Consider the following 22576-nt stretch of genomic DNA (forward strand, 5'->3'; position numbering starts at 1 on the left):
TCCGGCCCCTTGGTGCGCGAGCGGAACGGTCACCTGGTCGCCGGTGAGTCGACGCAGCAGTCGGATGAGGCCCGACAACGATGGAGGAAGCACGCATGGCCCGATTGCCGACAACAACCGGCCGCGTCACCGACGCCAGTTCCGATGCGGCCAACCGCCGGATCGAAGCCGACATCGCGCAGAGCGTCGCGTTCCATGCCGACCATCCGGAACTGATCGATCGTCGTCTCGTCGAGCTCGACCGCGAGTGGGATACCGAGCGCGTGCTCGAGGCAAACGCCGCCACCCTCGCACTCGGCGGCACCGTGCTCGGCATCCTGGAGGACCGCCGTTTCCTGGCGCTGCCGATCCTCGTGACAGGATTTCTGCTGCAGCACGCCCTGCAGGGCTGGTGCCCGCCGCTGCCGGTGCTGCGGCGCATTGGCGTTCGCACCGCGCGGGAAATCGAGCGCGAGCGCACCGCACTGAAGGCGCTGCGTGGCGACTTTGCCGCCGTCCCGGCAGCGCAGTCCCGCAATGGGAAGGCGCGCGCCGATGCCGCGCTGCGGGCCGCGTCGTGAGGGCGTCAGTCACCCCCCCGCCGACAGCGTCGTCATCCGGCCTCGTCTGGGCTGGCGTCCTCCTTGGGCTTGGCCTGGGCGGCTTCTTCGATGGGATCGTCCTGCACCAGATCCTGCAGTGGCACCACCTGCTGACCAGCGCGGGCTATCCTGCCGACAGCATTCGCAACCTCGAGATCAATACGCTCGCCGACGGGCTTTTCCACGCCAGCACCTATGCGTTCGTCGTGCTGGGACTGCTGGTCCTGTGGCGGAGCGCAGGAGGGACGCATCTGCGGTGGTCGGGCAAGCTGCTCGGCGGCTCAATCCTGATGGGCTTCGGGCTGTTCAACCTCGTCGAAGGGGTCGTGAACCACCAGGTCCTCGGCATCCACCACGTGAACGAATTGGCCCCGCACGAGCAGTGGATCTGGTGGGACATGGGCTTTCTCACCTGGGGTGCGGTGATGGTGGTCGCGGGCTCGCTGCTGCTGCGGCGGGGTCAGCGGGAGACGGCGCGGTGCGCGCAGGCGGAGGTCGTTGCCGCCACATCACGGGGACGGTTCGAGCGCGGGTTGCCGTGACGAATGCTGTCACGCGCGATGTCGCGCCGGTGGAAGCTGGCGTGCGGACCCCGCGTCAGCGCGTGGCCGAACGCTCCGCCCAGGTCCGCCAGCGCCGCTGGCTGCAGCCGTGCCGCTGGACGGGGCTTCGCGGTGGTTGCGCCGTGCGCTTCAATCGCCAGCGTGGCATCACGCTTCCCGCGTGATGGCAGCCTCACGCAACGTTGTGCAGTCCGCCATCGACATAGAGCGTATCGCCCGTCATGCCCGATGACGCGCCACCGACGAGGAATGCGCACACGCGCCCGACCTCGGCGATGTCGACCAGGCGCTGGGCCGGGGCACGCTCCTTCGCCATCTCGATCAGCTCGTCGAACTGCGCGATCCCGCTCGCCGCGCGCGTTTTCAGCGGCCCGGGCGAGATGGCAAACACGCGGATGCCCTTCGGCCCAAGCTCGTTTGCCGCATAGCGCACCGAGGCCTCGAGCGCCGCCTTCACCGGTCCCATCACGTTGTAGTTCCCGACCACCTTGTCCGCGCCGTAGTAGCTCATCGTCACGAGCACGCCGCCCTCGCCCATCAGCGTCTCGGCGAGCTTTGCCATGCGCAGGAACGACCAGCAGGAGACATGCATCGCCTGTGCGAACCCCTCTGCCGACACATCGATCACGCGGCCGTGCAGGTCCTCGCGCGGGGCGAAGGCGATCGAGTGGACGAGGAAGTCGAGCCTGCCCCAGCGTCGCCTGATCGTCTCGAACGCGGTCTCGAGATCGCCGGGATGCGAGACGTCGAGCTTCATGATGAGGTCCGCGTCGAGCGCCTCGGCAAGCGGCCTGACATGCGGCTCCGCCTTCTCGTTGAGGTAGGTGATGGCGATGTCGGCGCCGAAGGCCCTGAGCTTCACCGCGCAGCCATAGGCGATCGAATGCTCGTTCGCGATGCCGACGATGAGGCCCTTTCGGCCCTTCAGCATGTCGCCGATCCGGTCATCGGGGTCCCACACGCGGGGCAGCGGGTCATGGTGCCGTCGCTCGTCGTTCATCGCCTTGTGTCCTTCGCCTTGCCGAGCGCCAGCGTGGGGGGCTGGCGCGCACGGGTCAAACGTCCGTTCGGAGAGGGCGCCGGTCCAGCGCGCCGCTTGCATCAACCCGGCGCTTCGTTAGTGTTGTGGTCAACGACGCGGGCAGCAAACGCCCGGCGACAACGCCAGACCATGGGCCCATCACGACCGGGAGATTCTCTCATGCTGAGCCGTCGGGGTCTTGTCCTCTCTTCCGCAGCGATCGCGGCAGCTTCCGCCACACCCGCGGCTGCATCGACGAAGGAACTGAGGTTCCGCCTGGTCGAGGACCCGGAGATGCTGTGGTCGGGCCAGAGCGTGTCGCTCACCGTCAACACCGTCGTCGGCACCTACCTGGTCGAGCGCCTCGTCTACCAGGGGACTGACGGCAAGCCGCAGCCCTGGCTCGCAGAAAGCTGGACGTTCAGCGACGATGCAAAGCAGATCACGTTCCGGCTGCGCGGCGGCATCAAGTTCCACGATGGAACCGATTGCGACGCCGCGGCCGTGAAGTTCCATTTCGACAGCATCCTCGACCCGGCCCGCGCCTCTCCCGTCCGCCCGATCATCGCCGCACTCGAGAGCGTCGATGCGCTCGACCCGCTGACGGTGAGGTTCAACTTCTCGCGCCCCTTCGCACCGTTCATGACGATCGTGGCCGGCGGCGCCTACGGCATCAATTCGCCGGCGGCACTGCAACGCCTTGGCCGGCAATACGGGCGCCGGCCGGTCGGGACAGGGCCGTACCGGTTCGTCAGCTGGGCGCCGGGCAGCGAGATCGTGCTCGAACGGAACCCGACCTTTCGCCAGCTTCGCGCCGATGCCGTGAACAAGGGCGCCCCCTACGCCGATCGCATCACGCTCTCGGTCATCCCAGAGGAGGGCGTTGCCTTCTCGGCGCTGCAAACGCGCGAGCTCTCCGCCGCCGAACTCCAGACCGACACGGTCGAGCGGCTGGCGCGCGACAGGAACTTCCGCGTCGTCGTCGACGAGAACGCCAAGAACCTGAGCTTCCTCGAATTCGCCTTCCGCCCTCCCTTCGACGACCCGCGCATGCGCGAGGCGGTGAGCCTCGCGCTCGACCGTGCCTCCATCGTGCGGGCTGCCTATGCCGGCTATGCCGTCGCGGTGCGCGGGCCGATGTCGCCCGGCATCCCGGGCTATGACGAGGCCGTGGCGCAGCAATTCGGCACAGGCCATGACCCCGCCCGCGCCCGCGCCATCCTCGCCGAGCTCGGCTGGACCGGCACGGGCCGCGGCCCGGTCAGCAAGGACGGGCGCGAGGCGCGCTTCGCACTCCGCAGCTACGCCAATCCGGTGGCCGACCGCGCGCTCGCCGTCATCCAGCGCAACCTCGCCGATATCGGCATCCAGGTCGCGATTACCACATCCGACTGGGGCAGTTTCTATCCCTCGCTGCTGCGCGATGGCTGGGACATGAACTTCATGCGCTGGACGAGCTTCGACCCGTTCGTTCTGGTGCAGCTGTTCCGCCACCCGGGCCACCGCCGCGCCCTGCCGCGCTTCGACGGGCTGGACGAGGCACTCGCCGGCATCGAGACGACGCTCGATCCCGATCGCAGGCAGGTGTTCGTATCGGAGGCGCAGAAGCTGCTGCTGCAGAACCGCGCGATCGTGCCGCTGATGACCAACCACAACGTCACCGTGGTGCAAGCGGGGCTGCAGAACTACGTGCCTGATGCGTTCAACCTCGTGAAGCCAGGCGACCTCAGGATGGCGAACTGGGCCTGACCCGTCATGGGCGGCTACATCGCCCGGCGCATCCTGCTCGTCATTCCCGTCGTCATCGGCATCCTGCTGCTTACCTTCATGGTGCGCGCCGTGATCCCGACCGATGCGGTGACGGCGATGTACGAGGGCCAGATCACCGACCAGGAAGCCGAGGCGACGACGGCGCTGATCCGCGCCAAGTTCCACCTCGACAGGCCCTGGTACATCCAGTTCGGCTACTACGTGCGTGATGTGGCGCGCGGCGATCTCGGCGAGTCGGTCCGCCTGCGCCGGCCGGTGTCGGAGGAGATCGGCTACCGCTATCTCAACACGCTCTGGCTGACGCTCAGCGCTCTCGCCATCGGCATCGGAATCGGCGTGCCGGCCGGCATCATCGCGGCCGCCCGGAAAGATACGTGGATGGACGTGACGGCCATGACGGTCGGGCTGCTCGGCATCTCGATGCCCGCGTTCTTCTTCGGCCTTCTGCTGATCCTGGTGTTCGCCGTCTGGCTTCAGATCGTTCCGGTGGTGCCGCGCGGTGGCGCCGCGCTGCTGCTGCCAGCGCTCACGCTCGGCCTGATCGAGGCAGCGCCGATCTCGCGCCTCGCGCGGTCAGGCATGATCGAGATGCTGCGGCGCGACCATATCCGTGCCGCCCGCGCGCGGGGGATGAGCGAGGCTGCCGTGATCATGCGCCATGCGCTGCCCGGCACGCTGCTCGGCATCCTCACCGTGGTCGGGCTCCAGTTCGGGCAGTTGCTCGGCGGCGCCTTCATCATCGAGGTGATCTTCGGCTGGCGCGGCATCGGCGAGCTCGCGGTGAAGGCGATCCAGTGGCGAGACTTCGCGCTGACGCAGGCGATCATCCTCGTCAGTGCCGGAAGCTATGTGGCGATCAACCTCGCGATCGACATCCTCTATGTGTGGATCGATCCGCGCGTGGATTACACGCGCGCATGAGTGCCGCCGCGTCGCTGCCAACCTCCCGTCTCGCCTGGGTTCTCGACAGGCTCTGGCACAACCGCTCGGCCCGCATCGGCGGCGGGATCATCGCCATCATCCTGCTGTGCGCTGCCTTCGCGCCATGGATCGCGCCGCATGACCCGATGGCGATCGACACGCTGCGCCGCCTCGAACCGCCGAGCGCGGAACACTGGCTCGGCACCGACGAGGTGGGGCGCGACCTCGCCAGCAGGCTGATCCACGGCACGCGGTACTTCGTGCTGATCTGCCTGATCACCACAGTGATCGCCGGCGTCATCGGCACCGTGCTCGGCCTCATCTCCGGCGCGGGGCCGCTGATCGCCGATGCGGTGATCATGCGCTTCGTCGACGTGCTGCTCGCCTTCCCAACCATCCTGCTCGTGCTCGCCGTCATCGCCATCCTCGGCCCCTCGCTCACGACGGCGATGGTCGCGGTCGGCATCGGCAACATCCCCGGCTATGCGCGGCTGGTCCGCAGTGCTGCCCTGACCATCCGCCGCGAGGAGTATGTCGAGGCCGCGCGCGCACTCGGCGCCTCGGAACTCGGCATCATCTTCGGCACGGTGCTGCCCAACATCGTCTCGCCGCTGGTCGTCTACACGAGCTATGCGATGCCGCTCGCAGCCCTTGCCGCCGCCGCCCTCTCCTTCCTTGGCCTTGGCGCACAGCCGCCGGCGCCGGAATGGGGCGCGATGCTGGTCAACGCGCGCAGCTTCCTGTTCACCGCCTGGTGGGCCGTCGCAGCACCCGGGCTTGCGATCTTCGCCGCCATCCTCGGCCTCAACCTGCTCGGCAACGCGCTGCGCGACGTGCTCGACCCCCGCGATGCGTGAGGCCGCCCTCCTGTCGGTGCGTGGTCTCGCCGCGCATTTCGTCACGCGCGCGGGAACGCTGCGGGCTGTCGATGGCGTCGATCTCGATCTCGCTTCGGGAGAGGTGCTCGGCCTCGTCGGCGAGAGTGGCTGCGGCAAGACGGTGCTGGCGCTGTCGCTCATGCGGCTGGTAGAGCCGCCGGGGCGCCTCGTTGCCGGCAGCATCACGTTTGACGGCAATGACGTGACGGCGATGGACACGCGCACGATCACGCGGCTCCGCGGCCGCGGCATGGGGATGATCTTCCAGCAGCCGCGCACCAGCCTCGACCCCGTGATCCGCATCGGCAACCAGATTGCCGAGCCGCTGATCAGCCATGCCGGCATGAGCCGCGCGGCGGCAGCGCGCGAGGCGATCGCACTTCTTGAGGCCGTGGGCATCCCCGGCGCCGAGGCGAAGGCGCGGGCCTATCCGCACGAGCTCTCCGGCGGCCAGGCGCAGCGCGTGATGATCGCAATCGCACTCGCGCTGAAGCCCCGCCTGCTGATCGCCGACGAGCCGACGACATCGCTCGACGTGACGGTGCAGGCGCAGATCCTCGCGCTGCTGCGCGAGCGCTGCCGCGCGCTCGGCACGGCGCTGATCCTCGTCACGCATGATATCGGCGTGGTCGCGCAGCTCGCCGATCGGGTCGCGGTGATGTACGCGGGCCGGATCGTCGAGCAGGGGCCGGTCGGTGACATCTTCGCCGCCCCCGCCCACCCCTACACCCAGGGGCTGCTGCAATCCGCCCCCGTGCTTGGGCGGCGGCGCGAGCGGCTGGCGGCGATCGAGGGCAACATCCCCGATCTCTCGCGCCCCATCCCCGGCTGCGCGTTCGCGCCGCGCTGCGACCATCGCCCCACGATGGGCGAGCGGTGTGACCGCGAGATGCCGCCGGCACTCGCCGTCACCCCCGCACACGCCGCGCGCTGCTGGCGGCTCGCGACGCCATGAGCCTGCTCGACGCGCGCGGCATCGCCGTTCGCTATCCCGTGCGCGGCGGCGTCCTGCAACGCCCGACGGCATGGGTCCGCGCCGTCGATGGCGTCGACCTCACGCTCGATGCCGGCGAGACGCTCGGCCTGGTCGGCGAATCGGGAAGCGGCAAGTCGACCCTCGGGCGCGCGCTGATTGCGCTGCGCCGTCCCGATGCTGGAACGATCCGTTTCGCTGGCGACGACATCCTTGCACTCGATGCCGCTGGGCTGAAGGCGCTGCGCCGGCGGATGCAGATCGTATTCCAGGACCCCAACGCGTCACTTGATCCGAGGCGCACCGTCGGCGGCTCGGTGCGCATGGGGCTTGACCTGCATGCCATCGGCACAGGCGCGGAGCGGCGCGAGGCGGTGGCGGAGATGTTCCGCCGCGTCGGGCTGAGGCCAGAGCATGTCACGCGCTTTCCCCACGAGTTCTCCGGCGGCCAGCGCCAGCGCATCGGCATCGCCCGCGCGCTGATCCTGAACCCGGAGCTGCTCGTGTGCGACGAGGCCGTCTCCGCCCTCGATGTGTCGGTGCAGGCGCAGATCCTGAACCTGCTGAAGGATCTGCAGGCGGAACGGCGGCTCGCGATGCTGTTCATCTCGCACAACCTCGCCGTGGTCGAGCACATGGCGGACAGGATCGCGGTGATGTATGCCGGGCGCATCGTCGAGGAAGCGAAGCGGGATGCGCTGTTCGCCGCACCGCGTCACCCCTATACCCGCGCGCTGCTCTCGGCCGTGCCGACGCCTGACCCGACGCGGCGTGACCCGAGCCCACCGCCGCTCGGCGAGCCGCCCGACCCTGCGAACCTGCCGACGGGCTGTCGTTTCCGCAGCCGCTGCCCGATCGCCATGCCACGCTGCGCGACAGAGGAACCGGCCCTGGCCGCACTGGCGCCAGGCCACAAGGCCGCATGCTGGGCGGCATGACACCAGGAGGACACCGTCCGTGACCGATCTTGCGACACGCGCGCTCGAAAACCGAATCGACAGCCTGATCGCACCCTGGCGTGGGGCGGGGCCGGGCATCACCGTCGGCGTCGTGCGCGGGGGGGAGCTCATCGCCCACCGCCATGTCGGGCTTGCAAGCGTCGAGCACGGCGTGCCGATCGGAGGTGCGACGCGGTTCCGCATCGCCTCGGTCAGCAAGCAGTTCACCTGTGCCGCGATCCTGCTGCTTGCCGCGCGTGGCCTGCTCGACATCGAGGCGCCGGCGAAGGACCTGCTTCCTGACCTGCCTGGCGCCTATGCGGCGATCACCATCGCCCAGCTGATGCATAACACGAGTGGCATCCGCGACATGCTCGAGCTCCAGCGCCACGGCGGCGGCGATCTCGGCACGCCGATCGCAGCAGCCGACCTGCTCGAGGCGATCCTCCGCCAGCGCTCGCTGAACTTCGAACCAGGCTCACGCTATCTCTACAGCAACAGCAACTTCTTCCTGCTCGGCCTCATCGTCGAGAAGCTGACCGGGGCAGCGCTCGAGGATGTGCTCGCGCACGAGTTCTTCCTGCCGCTGGGCATGACCGCGACGCGGCACACGCCGAACCTCACCGTGCCGATCCCCGATCTGGCGACTGGCTACGTGGTTCAGGACGGCGGCTTCATCCGCGCGCCGCATGCGTTCCCGCTCGGCGGCGAGGGAGGGCTCGTCTCCTCGGTGATCGACCTCGCGATCTGGGCGCGGAACGCGCGCACGCGCGGCGTGCCGGGCGCATGTGTTCTCGCCGGTCTCGAACGCACCGCGCCTTTCACCAACGGCACGATGAACCTCTATGCCCGCGGCCTGGTCGCCCGGCCCTATCGCGGTGTTCCGACATTCAGCCATGGCGGGCTGTGGCCCGGCTACCGCACCGAGTACCTGCGCGCGCCGGACCAGGACCTGGCCGTGATCGCGATCGCCAATCATGGCGGGATTGATCCGAACCTGATCGCCCACCGCGTTCTCGACATCCTGCTCGACCGGTCCGGCGCCGTTGCAGCTCCCACGATGCCGGAGAAGGACACGCTCCTGCCGCTGGCCGGACGCTACATCGCACCCGAAACGGGAGCCACGCTCGACATCACCGTGGCGGATGATGGCACGACCACGCTTTCGACCAACGGCATGCCCTCGATCGCGGAAGCGACCGTGGATGGCTGGCTCGCCGTGCCGCGCAGCAGCGCGGTGTTCCAGGTGCGCGGCGCTGGCCCTGGTGCCGTCGAGGTCATGCTCGATGCCGGCGTCACGTCGCACTGGCGGCGCGTCGCACCGGATGCTGCGCTGCCATCCGATCTTCCGGGCGTCTATGTGAGCGAAGAAATGGCCGCACGCTGGATCGTGTCGGAGGCGCGCGGCGGCATGGCGCTTCGCGCGCACGGACCGGTGGTGCGCGGGCCTGCCTGGTCGCTCGAGCCAATCACCGCGGAGGATGTGCGCATCCACGTTCCAGGCACGCTCGCGCGCGGCTGGCTCGATGCGAGGGTCGAACGTCATGGCAGTGGTGCGATCGCGGCCCTGATCGTGAACGGTGGCCGCGTGAAGGCTGCGCGCTACGCGCGTGAGACGGGCTGAAGCAGCGCCCGATCCGATGGAACGGGATCCGGTTCCATCAGACCGGGCAAAGCTGCTCTGTGCATTCGTGGTTGTGGAGCACGACCTTCCGATCGAGGCCATTCGAACGGAACGGGCTCTAGAAAAGCCCGTAGATCGTCGTCGCGACCTCGATCGCGATCAGTGCGGTGATCGCGAGCTCGAGCCCGAGGGATCGCCGCGCCTCGACGAGCGAGAGCAGCGTCTGCACCGTCTCGCCCACGAGCGTGAGCTTGCGATCGAGCGCGGCCGCCCGTTCGCGCAGCTCGAACTCCTCGACGAGGCGAAGGTGCAGCCGGTCGAGGCCGGGATGATCCCAGAGGATGTCTGGCTTGTCCTCCGCCTGAACGCGCGTGACGGAGCGGTTGCGCGCCGAGATCGCCGCACCGATCGACCGCAGCAGCCCGCCCGACGCCAGGGCCAGCCGGCCGCGATCGCGCAGCGCCGCGATCGAGGGTTCCATCCTGTCGAGCGTTTCCGAGAGCTGCGCTTCCTGGTGGCTCAGCGCAGCACTCTTGGCGAGCGCATCGGCCACGAGGGCCAGGCGCGACGGCGCGAGATCACGCAGGCGGATGATGCCGTTCTGGTCGATGCCGTCCTGCTCGGCGCCGGCTGCGAGCATCGCCGTCTCGATCACGAGGCGCTGCAGCCGGCCGGTGATGCGCCCGTCGAGCGAGGCGACGAAACTCCGCTCCTGCTCCGGCGTCAGCCCCAGCGACACGATGGCTCCCCAGCGGAAGGCAAACAAGAGTCCACCCGGCACCGGCTCGATCACCACGGGGTCGGCGAGGTCGAGATCGGCGCGACCGAGACCACGGACGTCGAGACGCTCACCGATCAGCGCGGCGCGCATCTGCGTCGTCGTTTCCGGCGCTGGGCCGTGCTGGGGCATGACTGGCCCTCGTCAGCGGAAGGGCAGGACGATCGGGACGAGGATCACGCTGACCACAAGAACGATCAGCGAGAACGGTACGCCGATGCGCACGAAGTCGCCGAAGGCATAGTTCCCCGGGCCCACGACCAGCGTGTTCACCGGCGATGAGATCGGCGTCATGAACGCCGTCGACGCCGCAAGCGCGACGATCATCGCGAACGGATAGGGCGAGGCGCCGAGTTCCTGCGCGAGCGAGATCGCCACGGGTGCCATCAGCACGGCCGTCGCGGTGTTCGAGATGAAGAGGCCGAGTGCGGCGGTGAGCACGAACAGCGTGCCGAGCACGAGATGCGGCCCAGCCTCGCCGACGAGAGCGATCAGCCCATCCGAGGCAAGATCGACGCCGCCCGTACGTTGCAGCGCCAGCGAGAAGGGCAGCATGCCGACGATGAGGACGAGGCTTTTCCAGCTGATCGCGCGATAGGCGCTCGTCATGTCGACGCAGCCGAACAGGCCCATCAGCAGGCAGCCGAGGAGTGCTGCCTGAACGTTCGGCACGACGCCCGACACCATCAGCCCGACCACCAGGGCCAGCGTGCCGAGCGCGTGCGGCGCCCGCGTGGCGGCCGGCGCGACATCGTCCAGGTCGGCCGGCAGGTTCAGCACGACGAGATCGTTGCGCACCGACTGGATCCGGCGGATGTCGTCCCAGAACCCGATGAGGAGCAGCGTGTCGCCGGCGGCCAGCGTCTCCGTCAGCAGGTCGCCTTCGACGACGGACCGGCCGCGGCGAAGGCCGATGGCGATGAGTGCGGTTTCGTCGCGAAGCTTCGCCTGGCGCAGCGTCTGGCCGACCAGCCAGCTCTCCGCCGGCACGATCACCTCGACCATGCCGAGCGCATGCGCGCGATCGGTGAAGAAGCCGATGCCGGGGTCGAGCGGCAGCGCCTCGAGCCCGAACTCCTCGCGGAGCGCATCGAGATCGAGCCCTTCGGCGACGACATCGACGAGCATCACGTCACCCGGCTGCAGGCGGAGTTCCGGCGAGGGGCGAAGCATGTCGATGCCGAACCGACGCTCACGCTCGATCGCGAGAATAGTGATGCCGCGCGCGCGGAAGCCGATGTCCTCGATGCGGCGGTCGATCAGCGACGAGGCGGGCCCGAGCCGCACGCGATGATCGTGCGCTGACAGCCCGTACTGCGCGATCCAGTCACGCACGCTGGGGCGGCGGAACGTCGTCCCCTCGCCCGAAGAGCCGCCGCCGAGCCACTTCCGCGCAACGAGCATGTAGAGGATGGCGAGAACGAGGATCGGCACGCCGAAGGGGGCGATGGAGAAGAAGCCGAATCCCGAGAAGCCCTGTCGGAGCAGTTCGCCGTGCACGACGAGATTCGGCGCGGTCGCGACCAGCGTGAGCATGCCGCTGATCAGCGCGGCGAAGGAGAGCGGCATCATCAGCCGCGACGGCGGCGTGCCGCTGTTCTGGCAGATGCGCAGCACGACGGGGATGAAGATCGCGACAACAGCGGTCGAGCTCATGATCGAACCGAGCCCTGCCGTGGCACCCATCAGCAGCACGAGCAGCTTCACCTCGCTGTCGCCTGCCTTGGCGTGCATCCAGTCACCCAGCCGCCTCGCGACGCCGGTCCGCACCAGGCCTTCGCCGATCACGAACAGGGCGGCGATCAGGATGATCGTCGGGTCGGCGAAGCCGGCGAGCGCCTCGTTCATCGTGATCACGCCCGTGACCGGCAGCGCGACGATCATGATCAGCGCCGCCGCATCCATCCGCGGCATGTTGACCACGAACATCACGATGACGGAGGCGAGCAGCGCGAGCACCAGGGCGAGTTCAAGCGTCAATTGCCATCTCCACAGCGCATCTCAGCGCGACCATACGACGGGCACGAGGAATGTGCCGATCAGCCCGAACCATAGCAGGAGCGGCAGGCCGAGCTTCCAATAGTCACCGAACCGGTAGCTGCCAGGCCCCTGCACGATCAGGTTCGCCGTGGACGCGACCGGGGTGAGAAAGCAGGCCGCAGCGCCGACGGCCGTCGTGATCAACGCCGCGCGCGGCGATACGCCACTTTCGATCGCCGCCGAGACGGCGACGGGGATCACGATCAGCACGGTGGCGATGCTGCTGACAAGCTGCGTCAACGTTGCGGTGAGGACGAACAGTGCCGCGAGAACGGCATGTGTCCCACGATCCCCGACGAGGACGACGAGGCCATGCGCGATCACCTGCGCTGCACCCGTCTCGTACATCGCCGTCGACAGCGGGATGAGCGAGGCGACCATGACGAGCGCCGAGCCTGAGATGGCACGGAACGCCTGCTCGACCGTCAGGACGCGAAAGACCACGGTCGCGCAGGCCGCCAGCATGCCGGCGATCACAGTGGGCACGGCGCCGGTTGCGAGCAGCAGCACCATGCCTGCGAGGATCACGGCAGCCCGCCGCGCGCCTGACCCGAGCGCGACAGCCTGGCGGCGCACACTGTCGGGTGCATCGACGACCAGCACCTCCGGGTCTTTCAGCTTCTCGTCGAGCGCCTTCCATGTGCCCTGGAGCAGCAGTGTATCGCCTACTGCAAGCGCGACTTCGCCGGGGCCGACATCCTCGCCGCGGCGCTGCACCGCGAGGATCAACAGATCGCCCCCCTCGGTGATCATGCCGGGAAACACCGCCTGGCCGATCAGGCGCGAGCGTGGCGGGATCATCACCTCGGCATAACCGAAGCGCGTGTTGAAGAGGGCGCCGCGGATGGCGGAACCGGCGCTCTCCGTCCGGTCGCGCAGTCCCATGCCGTCGGAGAACGACTCGACGGTCGCTCGCTCACCGTAGACGACGACGAGGTCGCCGCGGCCGATTACGGCACGGCCGGGCGCTCCCCCTTTCGGCGCAGGCTGGATCGCGATCACGCTCAGCCCCGGCTGGTTGCGGGATTTCAACGCTGCCTTGCTCGTTCCGATGAGCGAGGAGCCGGGCTGGACCTCAAGCCGGAACGTGTCCTCGAGCAGGCGGTACTGATCGGCCAGCATCTTGGAATGGCCGCTGAGGTCGGGCGGCAGCGAGCGGCCGGTGCGCTCCGGCAGCAGGCGATGGCCGACCAGCACGATGATCAGGATCGTTCCGGCGAACAGCGGAATGCCGATGACGCTCAACTCAAAATAGCCGAACTCGGCCAGCCCGATCTCCTGCGCGGCGTCGGAGGCGACGACGTTCACGAGGCTTGCCGTCAGCACGAGCATCGAACCCGCATGGGCAGAGAAGACGAGCGGCATCAGCAGCGTCGATGGCGGGCGGCGGAGCCTGACGGAGACGAGCATCACCACGGGCAGCAGCGCCGAGACCGCACCGCTGACACCGAGGAGTGCCGTAAGCGCGCCGGCGAGCAGCGTCGTCAGCACGGTCACGCGCGTGACGTTGTCGTTGCCGAAGCGGATCAGCCCCTGCCCGACCCATGCGGTCACCCCGCTTGCCTCGAGGCTCGCGCTCACGATGAACAGCGAGGCGATGAACAGCACGGTGGGGTCGCCGAAGCCCGAGAGCGCGGTGCGGAGATCGAGCGTGCCGGTGAAGTAGAGGACGAGCACGGCGCCGAGCGCGGCAAGGGCCACGGGCACGCGCGACGACAGGAAGGCCGCCACCATCGCCGCCAGCGTGGCGAAGACGATCAGCATGCCCGACACCGTCAGACGCTCCGCGTGGCGGCGCCTAGAGCCCCCATGGCAGGCCGGTGAGGTGCCAGCCCGCAAAGAACAGCGGCCAGATGACGCAGAGCGCGATGATATAGGGCAGCATCAGCGCGATGACGGTGCCGACGCCGGCATCCTTCTGGTAGCGCTGCGCGAAGGTGACGATCAGCGCGAAATAGGCGTTGAGCGGCGTGATCGCGTTCATCGGGCTGTCACCGACCCGGTAGGCCGCGAGCACCGCGTCAGGCTCGACGCCAAGCCGCATCAGCAGCGGCACGAAGATCGGCGCGAAGATCGCCCATTTCGGAATGGCACCGGTGATCACGAGGTCGAGGATCAGCACGACGATGATGAAGCCGATCAGCAGCCAGAGCGCATCGAGGTTCAGGTCGGTCAGGATGTCGGCCAGCGAGACGGCTGCAAGCGTCGCCATGTTCGAGTAGTTGAAGAAGGCCAGGAACTGGCTGATCACGAGCAGCAGCAGGATCAGGCCCGAGAGGCTGCCGAGCGCCTTCTGCATCGCGCCGACCACCGCGGCACTGTCGGCCAGCGTGCCGGCGCCGTAGCCATATGCCCCGCCTGCGGCGATGAAGATGATCGCAATCGAGACGATCAGGCTCGCCATGAACGGCGTGTTGCCGATGATGTCGCCGGTCGCCGGGTCTCGAAGCGGCGCGCCCGGCGGCAGCGTCAGGGCAGTGATGAACGCGACGGCACCGAGGAATCCCCAGAGCGCGTAGCGAAGCCCGCGCGCCTCGACAGCGGCCTCGTCGGGCACGTCCTCCGGCAAGGTATAGTCGCCGGTATAGGCACCGAGCCGCGGCTCGATCATCCGTTCGGTGATCTGCGCGATCAGCACGGTGAGGATGATCACGGAGCCGATCTCGAACCACTGGTTCGAGAGCAGCCCGACCGACCGCGTCGGATCGACCAGCGCGATCGCGTCATTGGTGATGCCGACGAGGATGCCATCGACCGGCACGACGAGGATGTTGACGAGGAAGGCGGAGGCAACCGAGGCGAAGCCGAGCGCGAGGCCGGCCAGCGGATGGCGGCCGACGCTGAGGAACGCGGCAGCGGCCAGCGGGATGACGACGAGATAGCCCGCATCCGCCGCGATCGAGGAGATGATGCCGACGAAGGTCAGGATGTAGGAGAGCGACCATGCGGGAGAGCTCGCGACGAGCTTGCGGATCAGCGCCTTGATGAGCCCTGCTTCCTCGGCGACGCCGACGCCGACCATCGCGACGATGATCACGCCGACCGCCTGGAAGCTCATGAAGTTGCCGACGACGCCGGTGTACATGAACCGGATGCCCTCGATCGTCAGCAGGCTGCGCGCCTCCGCCGTCGCGCGCTCGATCTTCCCCGTCGTGACGTTGTAGACGTCGTACGTGACGGCTGCACCGATCAGCGACAGGACCGTCGAGAGAACGATCACCACGCCGATCAGGATCACGAAGATGACAACCGGGTGGGGCACGCTGTTGCCGACGCGCTCGACCGTGTCGAGGATGCGCTGCATCGCCGTGGGTTTCGCCGCCATCGCCGCATCGCTGCCTGCCATCGCTGCGCTCCCTACCGCGACAGCGAGTCGAGGATGCGCACCCAGGAGCGCATGCCACGGCGAAAGCTTTCGAGGTCGTACTTCTCGTTGGGGCTGTGGATCCTGTCATCCTCGAGCGCGAAGCCCGCGAGGATCACGTCCATGCCAAGCTTCGCCTTGAGCACGTTCGTGACGGGAATCGACCCGCCCCCGCCGATGAAGAACGCATCCGTGCCCCATTCCTGGGTGAGCGCTTCGCGTGCCTTCGCGAAGGGGGGCGAATCAACCGGAAAACGCACAGCCTTGCTGCCACCGTGGTTGATGAACTCGACGCGGCAATCGGGCGGCAGCAGACGCTGTACATGCGCCCGGAACGCCGCCCGCACCTTCTCGGGATCCTGGTCGAACACAAGCCGGAACGACACCTTGGCGGAGGCGACGGCGGGGATCACGGTCTTGAACCCCTCGCCCTGGTAGCCGCCGCCCATGCCGGTTATCTCGCAGGTGGGGCGAGACCACACCATCTCGAGCACCGAGCGTCCCTGTTCGCCGGCAGGCTGGGAGAGGCCGATCGCGCCTAGGAACGCCTCGGGACTGAACGGCAGCGCGGACCAGTCCTTCGCCAGCGCCTCGGGCAGTTCCGGCACGCCGTCATAGAAGCCCTCGAGCGTGACGCGACCCGTGTCATCGCGCAAAGCGGCGAGGATGCGCGCGACCACGTTGTTGGGGTTGGCCGCGGCATTGCCGTAGAAGCCGGAGTGGACGTCGCGGTCAGCGGCGTGGACGATGATCTCCTCGTTGCACATGCCGCGCAGCATCGTCGTGATCGCCGGCGTGCGCGCGTCCCACATGCTGGTGTCGCAGATCAGGCCGATATCAGCGCGCAACTCGTCGGCATGCGATGCGAGGAAGGGCGGCAGGTTCTTGCCGCCCGATTCCTCCTCCCCCTCGATCAGCACCGTGACGCCGATCGGCAGCGATCCAGTGACGGCCTTCCACGCACGGCAGGCCTCGACGAAGGTCATCACCTGGCCCTTGTCGTCAGACGTTCCGCGGCCGCGCAGCGCCTTCGATCCGTCGGCCCGCGTCTCAATGAAGGGCTCGAAGGGATCATGGTCCCAAAGCGAGAGCGGGTCGACAGGCTGGACGTCGTAATGCCCGTAGAACAGCGCCGATGGCTTTCCGGCAGCGCGTGCGTGGCCAACGACGATCGGGTGTCCGGGTGTTGCATGCGCCGTTGCCTCGAAGCCGATGCTGCGGAGGTCGGCCGCGTGCCACTCGGCGCAGGCCCGGCACTCGGCCGCATAGGCAGGGTCGGTCGAGATCGACTTGATGCGCAGCACCTCGAACAGCCGCGCAAGCGCTGCATCGAGATCGGCGTCGATCCGATCGAGAACGGCATCAATCTGCGCCATGGTGACCCACTCCAGGAATGAAACGAACAGGCGTCATTGGTAGGATTCGAAAGCGGTGACCACCGCCTCGCGCCCAGCACCGTCGCGGAGTGCGAGGCCGAGCAGAAGCCGCGCCTTCAGGCCGGAGAGGTGGCCGGCGGGAATGAGCCCGCGGGCAAGCAGGTCGATCTCACCGCCGGCGTAGCCATAGGTGTGCGTGAAGACAGGCCCTGTCATCGCACGCGTCGCCAGCACGACGGGGATGCGCTCAGCCACGGCGCCGAGCAGCGGCGCCACGGAGGCCGGCACATGACCCGCCCCCATGCCTTCGATCACGAGCCCGGCATAGCCAAGATCGGGCACGGCGGCGAGCAGGCGCCCATCATCACCCATCGCCCATTTCAGAAGCGCAACGGGCAGCGGCGGTCCGGCTGATGGGTTGAGCGCGGCTGCGCGCGCGACACGTGCATAGATCTGCGGCGTGCGCTCGATCACTGCGCCAATCGGCCCGACGAGCGGCGAGAGGAAAGCGGACGGCAGGGCGGTGTGTGATTTCTGCACGAAGCGCGCGGCATGGATGTCGTAGTTCAGCACCGCGAGCGTGCCGAGGCCGCGTGCCGCACCCGATGCCGCGACGATGCAGGCCGACAGCAGGTTCGCCGGCCCGTCGGCACCAGGCGCATCCGCCCCGCGCATCGCGCCGGTGATCACGACGGGCTTGTCGCCGGGAACGAGCACGTCGAGCAGGAATGCCGATTCCTCGATCGTATCGGTTCCCTGCACCACGACCGCTCCGTCGAAGCCCGCGGCAAATCCCGCCACGATCTCGCCCGCGACCGCGACAACCTGGTCAGCGCCGAGCGACGGGCTCGGCAGGCGGAAGGGAGAGCGCGCCTCGATCTCGCACACTTCTGCAAGCGCGGGAACGGAAGCGACGAGCTCCGCCGCGCCGAGCTTGGGGGCGATCCCTCCCCCCTCGCTCGGGACCATCGTGATGGTGCCGCCGAGCGAGAGAACGAGGATGCGCGGCCGCGTCACGTCGCGCGCTCGGCTTCCGCGACACCGGCCTTCAGTTCGTCCGGGGTCGCTGGCGCCGGGTGGGCAGGCATCTCGCCTGGCCTGTAGTTCGGCAGCTTGCCGGCAGGGATGATCGCGAGGAGTGCGACGGATGCCATCAGCAGCAGGCCGATCTTGAGCGCCTGGATGCGGCTTTCCTGGTTCACCGCCACCGCCTCGGCGACCTGCGCCGCCGTCGCCCCGGTGCGTGCCATGATCTCGTTCAGCCGCACGTCGGTGACGAAGTTGATCCTGTCGAGGTCGATCTGCGCCAGAATGTCAGGCGTCAGCACAGGGTTGTCGGCAAGCCGCATCATGATCATCGTCGTCAGCAGCCCGACCATCAGTGCACCGGCCACGGCCGTGCCGACGCCCGCCGCGAGGTTCTGCGTCGTGCCGCGCAGCGAACCGACATCACCGGCAAGCTGCTTCGGCGCCGCCGTGACAAGCACGTTGAACACGAGCGTGACGAGAGCCCCCTGGCCGATGCCAAACACGATGAGCCCGACCATCACCGCAACGGCCGTCCAGTCGTTCCGGATCACCCAGGCAAGGTAGAACAGCGCGACGGTGCAGAGCGCGAAGCCATAGCGGCCGATCTGCCGCGGCGTCAGCACGGTGTAGAGGCGCACGACGAGCATCGCGGTGAAGAACACCGTGAGGTTGAACGGCATCATCGCGATTGCCGTCTCGATCGGCGTGCGACCCTGCACGATCTGGATGTAGAGCGGTACCGAGAAGTTCAGCATCGCCTCGAGCGAGACCACGGCGAACATGCAGTAGATGGCCGCGCGTTCCTGCGGCGAGGTGATGACGCGGAGATCGAGCAGCGGCGTGCGCCCCGCCGCCTGCGTGCGCTTTGTCCAGACGACGAAGGATTGCAGCAGGAAGACGCCGATGACGATCATGATCGGCGCCGGCGAGAGGCCGAACACGTCGAACGGCGCGCCTGGCCGGGCCACGCCAAGGCCCCAGCGGTTGAGGTTGTTGAAGCCGAAGCTGATCAGGATGACCGCCGTCGCGGCAAGTGCCACGCCCGGGATGTCGATGCCGACCTCCGGCCGTGGCTCCTCCTCCTTCAGGCGGAAGCTGAGGAAGAACACCAGCGCCGACACGGCGATCAGGATCGCGAACACCGGCCGCCAGCCGATGAACGTTCCAAGCATGCCGCCAACGAGGAAGGCCGTCACGCCGGCTGCCGCACGCGCGGAGCCGAGTGCGCCCACCGCGGTGGCCTGCTGCTGGCCGCGATACTGGTTGGCAATGAGTGCCACGAGGGCCGGCACGATCACCGCCGCGGCAAGGCCCGCGGCGAGCTGCGCGATCATCATGAACGTCGCGGTCGGGGCGAACGTCATCAGCACCTGGGCGCAGCCGAACAGCGCGATGACGATGCGGAACACGCGCGTCGAGCCGAAGCGCTGGACGAGCTTCGCACCCAGCATCACGAATCCGGCGACGGCGAGCGAGTACATCACGATGCCGGTGGCGATCGAGGTCGGCGGCACGCCGAAGCTCTGCACCATGCCGCCCATCGAGACGGGCAGCGAGGCGACGTTATAGGACATGATGGCCTGGCCGAGCGCGATCGCGATCATCGGCACCCAGCTCTCGCGCACCTCCTCGGTGGGCGGCGCCGTCGCTTCCGTTGTCGCCACAATGTTTCTCCCGTGCTGCGTAACGTTGCGGGCTTATGCGTATGGTTTCGACGCGAAGAGATTGAGCCCGAGCCGTTCCGACAGGAACCGCGTCGCCCGCTGCCCCCTGACGCTGTTGCCCGCCGGGTCGAGCGGCGGCGAGAAGGTGCCGACGCTGCCCTTGCCCGGCGCGATCGTCACGATCCCGCCACTGACCCCACTCTTGCCGGGCAGCCCGATCTCGTACAGCCAGTCACCGGATCGTTCGTAGAGACCCGCGGTCGCGAGCGCGGCCAGGACGTGCCGGCACAGTGGCGCATCGATCACCCGCTCCTTCGTCACGGGGTTCACGCCGCCATCGGCGAGCGTGGCCCCCATCACCGCGAGATCGTGCGCGGTGACGTTGAGCGAGCATTGCCGCGTGTAGACATCGGTCGCTTCCAGCGCATCGAAGTACATCCGCCCATAGCCCTCGAGCAGCTTGGCGATGCCGCGATTGCGCAGGTTCGTCTCGGCTTCCGATTGATACACTTCCTCATCGAGCACGAGCGGCCGCCCGGCGAAGCGCGACAGCCCCTCCTGAATGAAGCGCCACTTTGCCTCCGCCGTGTCGCCGGGGCAGAGGCTCGTCGTCGCGATCGCGCCCGCGTTCACCATCGGATTCATCGTGCGGTCGGGGTTGAGCTCGACCGCCATCACCGAGTTGAACGGCAGCCCCGTGGCGTTGACGCCAACCTTGCGCCGCGCCTCCTCCGCCCCGATCACCTGGGCGACGAGGGCGAAGACGAAGGGCTTCGAGATGCTCTGGATCGAGAAGGGATGCTCGCAGTCTCCCGCCTCGTGCACCGCGCCGCTGATGCCGACGGCAGAGACGCCGAAGAGATCGCGGCTGGCGCGGCCAAGGATGGGGATGTAGTCGGCCACCACGCCGTCATCGAGGGTACGATAACGCTGGTACGCTTCGGCAACCAAGCCGGCCACCTGTTGCGGGGGAGGAAGTTCGCCTGTGGAGACGACAGGGACGATCTGCCCATCACTGTCGAGCGTTTCGGTCACGAAATTCATCTCCCTGGATTTCTTGATATTCGTCTGATTTTGTTGATTGGAACACTTTACCGAGACGAATGTCCAGCTTCCTTGGCGTGAACATCGCCGTCTTCCATTGGCGCACAGGGCCGGTGCAGCGATCCCCTCCTTGCGGGATGTTGTTGGGCGGATGGCAGATGCTCACCCAGGCGAACAGCCACGCGCGCGGAACGACCAATCGCCGCCGCGGCCACGGCGGGAGGTGGATGGGAAGCAGCCGGGCGTTGCCGGCCGCTCCCATCCCCGGCGTCAACTCTCGCGCGACATGTTGAGCGGCAGCGACAGGCCGCGACGCTCGACCCTCAGCCCGCGGCGATAGGCAGCGGACACGTAGTATTGCCCGAGCGGCCAGTACGGCAGGTCCTCGAAGAACGCCGACTGGATCTGCCGGCCGATCACCTGGCGCGCGGCAAGGTCGGGTGCCTCGAACCAGGCCTCGCGCATCGCCTCGATCCGGTCGCTCGTGGGCCAGCCGAACCACGCGCTCTGCCCGTTCGTGCGCAGCAGAGGATGCCCACCAGGGTTGCCGAGATCGTCGCCACCGAACAGAACGACGACGGCGTTCCACCCGCCCTGGGCGGGCGCGCTCCTGTTGCCGCGCCGCTGCAGCATCGAGCTCCAGTCAGACGTCGCAGCCTCGGCGTCGAAGCCGACCTTCCTGAGCATGTCGATCGCGACGAGCGTGAGCGTGGAGTTCACCACCTGGTCGGCTGGGTTCAGCACGATGACCTTGGCCCCCGCCTTGCCGGTGGCCGCGAGCGCGCGCCGTGCCGCCTCGAGGTCGCGCGGCGCGGTGACGGCCGAAAGCCCGGCATCGGAGGCGAGCGGTGTGCCGTGTGGGAAGCAGCCGATGCCGTCGCGCCAGCGCTCACGGTCATCACCCAGGATCGATTGCATGAAGTCGGACTGGGTGAGAGCGGGCAGCACCGCGCGGCGCACGGCAGGGTCGTCGAAGGGCGGGTGCAAGTGGTTCGGCCGCAGCATCGCCACCGTGCCGCTGTCCTCGATCCGGTCGACCACCACGTTGCGCTGGCGGGCGAGCAGCGGCTGAAGGTCAGGGGCCACGCGCTCGTAGAAATCCATCTCGCCGGCCTGGATCGCGGCGGCCGCCGTGGAGGGGTCGGGGATGATGTGCCACTCGACGCGCTCGAAATGCGCGAGCTTGGGCCCTGCCGTCACGCTCACCGGTCCGCCCGTCGTGGGGGAGTAGCGGTCGAATTTCTGGTAGACGACGAGCGCACCAGACCGGCGCTCGGCCGCGACGAACCGGTACGGACCCGAGCCTACGATCTCGGTGATCGGCGTCGTCGGCGGGGTGTTGGCGAAGCGCTCCGGCATCACGAAGCACGGGTAGGATGAAGACTTGCCGAGGGCATCGATCAGCGGGCCGAAGGGGCGCTTCAACCTGATCTCGAAGCGCCGGTCATCGAGCACGCGGATCTCGTCGAGGCGTGCCGCGAGTGTCTGGCCATGCGTGTCGCGCGGCAGCCAGCGGCGGATCGAGGCGACGGCATCCCGGGCGAGGACCTTCTCGCCATCATGGAACACGGGCCCGTCGCGCAGCGTGATCGTCCACACCAGGCCATCGCTGCTCATCGTGTGGCCGGCGGCGAGCTGCGGGTGCGGCCTGCCCTCGACATCGATGCCGTAGAGCGTATCCCACACCAAGTGGCCGTGGTTGCGCACGGCATAGGAGGTCGTGGCGAGCGGATCGATCGTCGACACATCCGCCTGCGGGATCATCTTCAACGTCGTCGCGCGCGTCCCTTGCGCCACGGCGGGGCGGGCGAGGCCGCCCGTGCCAAGGCTCATCGCCGAAAGTGCGGGGACCGTGGCAAGCAGGCTGCGTCGCTTCATGGGGCACTCTCCTCGGTGGGCAATCATGTGCGCACGATTGCCCCGGATCGCGAAATGCACAATCCCCGCGCGACCGATCCGGCTCGCGGATGGACGGCGCAGGCCTCCCGGACTATATACGCATGAATATAGCG

18 protein-coding genes are annotated in these 22576 nt (G+C 68.1%); 8 read left to right on the forward strand and 10 right to left on the reverse strand.

Features of this window, described 5'->3' with window-relative positions; translation table 11 throughout:
* The first annotated feature begins 80 nt into the window (after positions 1-80).
* Both Q0C38_RS02510 and Q0C38_RS02515 read left to right on the forward strand, forming a co-directional pair.
* Complete coding sequence (locus Q0C38_RS02510) at positions 81-560, forward strand: hypothetical protein (RefSeq protein WP_291295478.1); 480 nt, start codon at positions 81-83, stop codon at positions 558-560.
* Positions 557-1123 (forward strand): DUF2243 domain-containing protein, encoded by a 567-nt coding sequence (locus tag Q0C38_RS02515; protein WP_291295479.1) that lies wholly within the window; start codon positions 557-559, stop codon positions 1121-1123. The genes Q0C38_RS02510 and Q0C38_RS02515 overlap by 4 nt, the downstream gene beginning before the upstream one ends.
* Before the next feature lie 193 nt (positions 1124-1316).
* On the opposite strand, the gene fabI is transcribed toward Q0C38_RS02515, so the two are convergent.
* Complete coding sequence (fabI, locus tag Q0C38_RS02520; RefSeq protein WP_291295638.1) at positions 1317-2075, reverse strand: enoyl-ACP reductase FabI; 759 nt, start codon at positions 2073-2075, stop codon at positions 1317-1319.
* Positions 2076-2345: 270 nt separating this feature from the next.
* On the opposite strand from fabI, the gene Q0C38_RS02525 reads away from it, so the two are divergent.
* From Q0C38_RS02525 to Q0C38_RS02550, 6 genes are read left to right on the forward strand one after another with little or no spacing between them, the layout of a single operon-like run.
* Complete coding sequence (locus Q0C38_RS02525; RefSeq protein ID WP_291295480.1) at positions 2346-3914, forward strand: ABC transporter substrate-binding protein; 1569 nt, start codon at positions 2346-2348, stop codon at positions 3912-3914.
* A gap of 6 nt (positions 3915-3920) precedes the next feature.
* Positions 3921-4856 (forward strand): ABC transporter permease, encoded by a 936-nt coding sequence (locus Q0C38_RS02530; RefSeq protein WP_291295481.1) that lies wholly within the window; start codon positions 3921-3923, stop codon positions 4854-4856.
* Positions 4853-5713: an ABC transporter permease gene (locus Q0C38_RS02535; RefSeq protein WP_291295482.1), complete on the forward strand. Its 861-nt coding sequence runs from the start codon at positions 4853-4855 to the stop codon at positions 5711-5713. The genes Q0C38_RS02530 and Q0C38_RS02535 overlap by 4 nt, the downstream gene beginning before the upstream one ends.
* On the forward strand, positions 5706-6689 hold the full coding sequence (locus Q0C38_RS02540; RefSeq protein ID WP_291295483.1) for an ABC transporter ATP-binding protein: 984 nt from the start codon (positions 5706-5708) through the stop codon (positions 6687-6689). Before Q0C38_RS02535 ends, Q0C38_RS02540 begins: the two co-directional genes overlap by 8 nt.
* The gene (locus tag Q0C38_RS02545) at positions 6686-7645 is read left to right on the forward strand and encodes an ABC transporter ATP-binding protein (protein ID WP_291295484.1); all 960 of its coding nucleotides are present in this window, start codon (positions 6686-6688) and stop codon (positions 7643-7645) included. The genes Q0C38_RS02540 and Q0C38_RS02545 overlap by 4 nt, the downstream gene beginning before the upstream one ends.
* Before the next feature lie 19 nt (positions 7646-7664).
* Complete coding sequence (locus Q0C38_RS02550) at positions 7665-9269, forward strand: serine hydrolase (RefSeq protein WP_291295485.1); 1605 nt, start codon at positions 7665-7667, stop codon at positions 9267-9269.
* 118 nt (positions 9270-9387) lie between these two features.
* Here the strand turns inward: Q0C38_RS02550 and Q0C38_RS02555 are convergent, their stop codons facing one another.
* The 9 genes from Q0C38_RS02555 to Q0C38_RS02595 all read right to left on the reverse strand — a co-directional run bounded on the left by Q0C38_RS02555 (position 9388) and on the right by Q0C38_RS02595 (position 22442).
* Complete coding sequence (locus Q0C38_RS02555; protein WP_291295486.1) at positions 9388-10179, reverse strand: RMD1 family protein; 792 nt, start codon at positions 10177-10179, stop codon at positions 9388-9390.
* Positions 10180-10191: 12 nt separating this feature from the next.
* The gene (locus tag Q0C38_RS02560) at positions 10192-12027 is read right to left on the reverse strand and encodes an SLC13 family permease (protein ID WP_291295487.1); all 1836 of its coding nucleotides are present in this window, start codon (positions 12025-12027) and stop codon (positions 10192-10194) included.
* Between the two features lie 21 nt (positions 12028-12048).
* Positions 12049-13851, reverse strand: coding sequence for an SLC13 family permease (locus tag Q0C38_RS02565; RefSeq protein WP_291295488.1), 1803 nt, complete (start codon positions 13849-13851; stop codon positions 12049-12051).
* A 34-nt stretch (positions 13852-13885) separates the two neighbouring features.
* Complete coding sequence (locus Q0C38_RS02570; protein WP_291295489.1) at positions 13886-15433, reverse strand: AbgT family transporter; 1548 nt, start codon at positions 15431-15433, stop codon at positions 13886-13888.
* A gap of 11 nt (positions 15434-15444) precedes the next feature.
* Complete coding sequence (locus Q0C38_RS02575) at positions 15445-16827, reverse strand: M20/M25/M40 family metallo-hydrolase (RefSeq protein ID WP_291295490.1); 1383 nt, start codon at positions 16825-16827, stop codon at positions 15445-15447.
* 33 nt (positions 16828-16860) lie between these two features.
* A complete protein-coding gene (locus Q0C38_RS02580; RefSeq protein WP_291295491.1) occupies positions 16861-17844 on the reverse strand; it encodes an asparaginase in 984 nt (327 codons plus the stop codon).
* Positions 17841-19520 carry an MFS transporter gene (locus tag Q0C38_RS02585; RefSeq protein WP_291295492.1) on the reverse strand — a complete coding sequence of 560 codons (1680 nt, stop codon included), beginning with the start codon at positions 19518-19520 and terminating at the stop codon, positions 17841-17843. The genes Q0C38_RS02580 and Q0C38_RS02585 overlap by 4 nt, the downstream gene beginning before the upstream one ends.
* Before the next feature lie 33 nt (positions 19521-19553).
* A complete protein-coding gene (gene glsA, locus Q0C38_RS02590) occupies positions 19554-20555 on the reverse strand; it encodes a glutaminase A (protein ID WP_291295493.1) in 1002 nt (333 codons plus the stop codon).
* Between the two features lie 279 nt (positions 20556-20834).
* Positions 20835-22442, reverse strand: coding sequence for an ABC transporter substrate-binding protein (locus tag Q0C38_RS02595; RefSeq protein WP_291295494.1), 1608 nt, complete (start codon positions 22440-22442; stop codon positions 20835-20837).
* Between the last annotated feature and the right edge of the window lie 134 nt (positions 22443-22576).

This window comes from Elioraea sp., from assembly GCF_022842375.1.
GTDB lineage: Bacteria > Pseudomonadota > Alphaproteobacteria > Acetobacterales > Acetobacteraceae > Elioraea_A.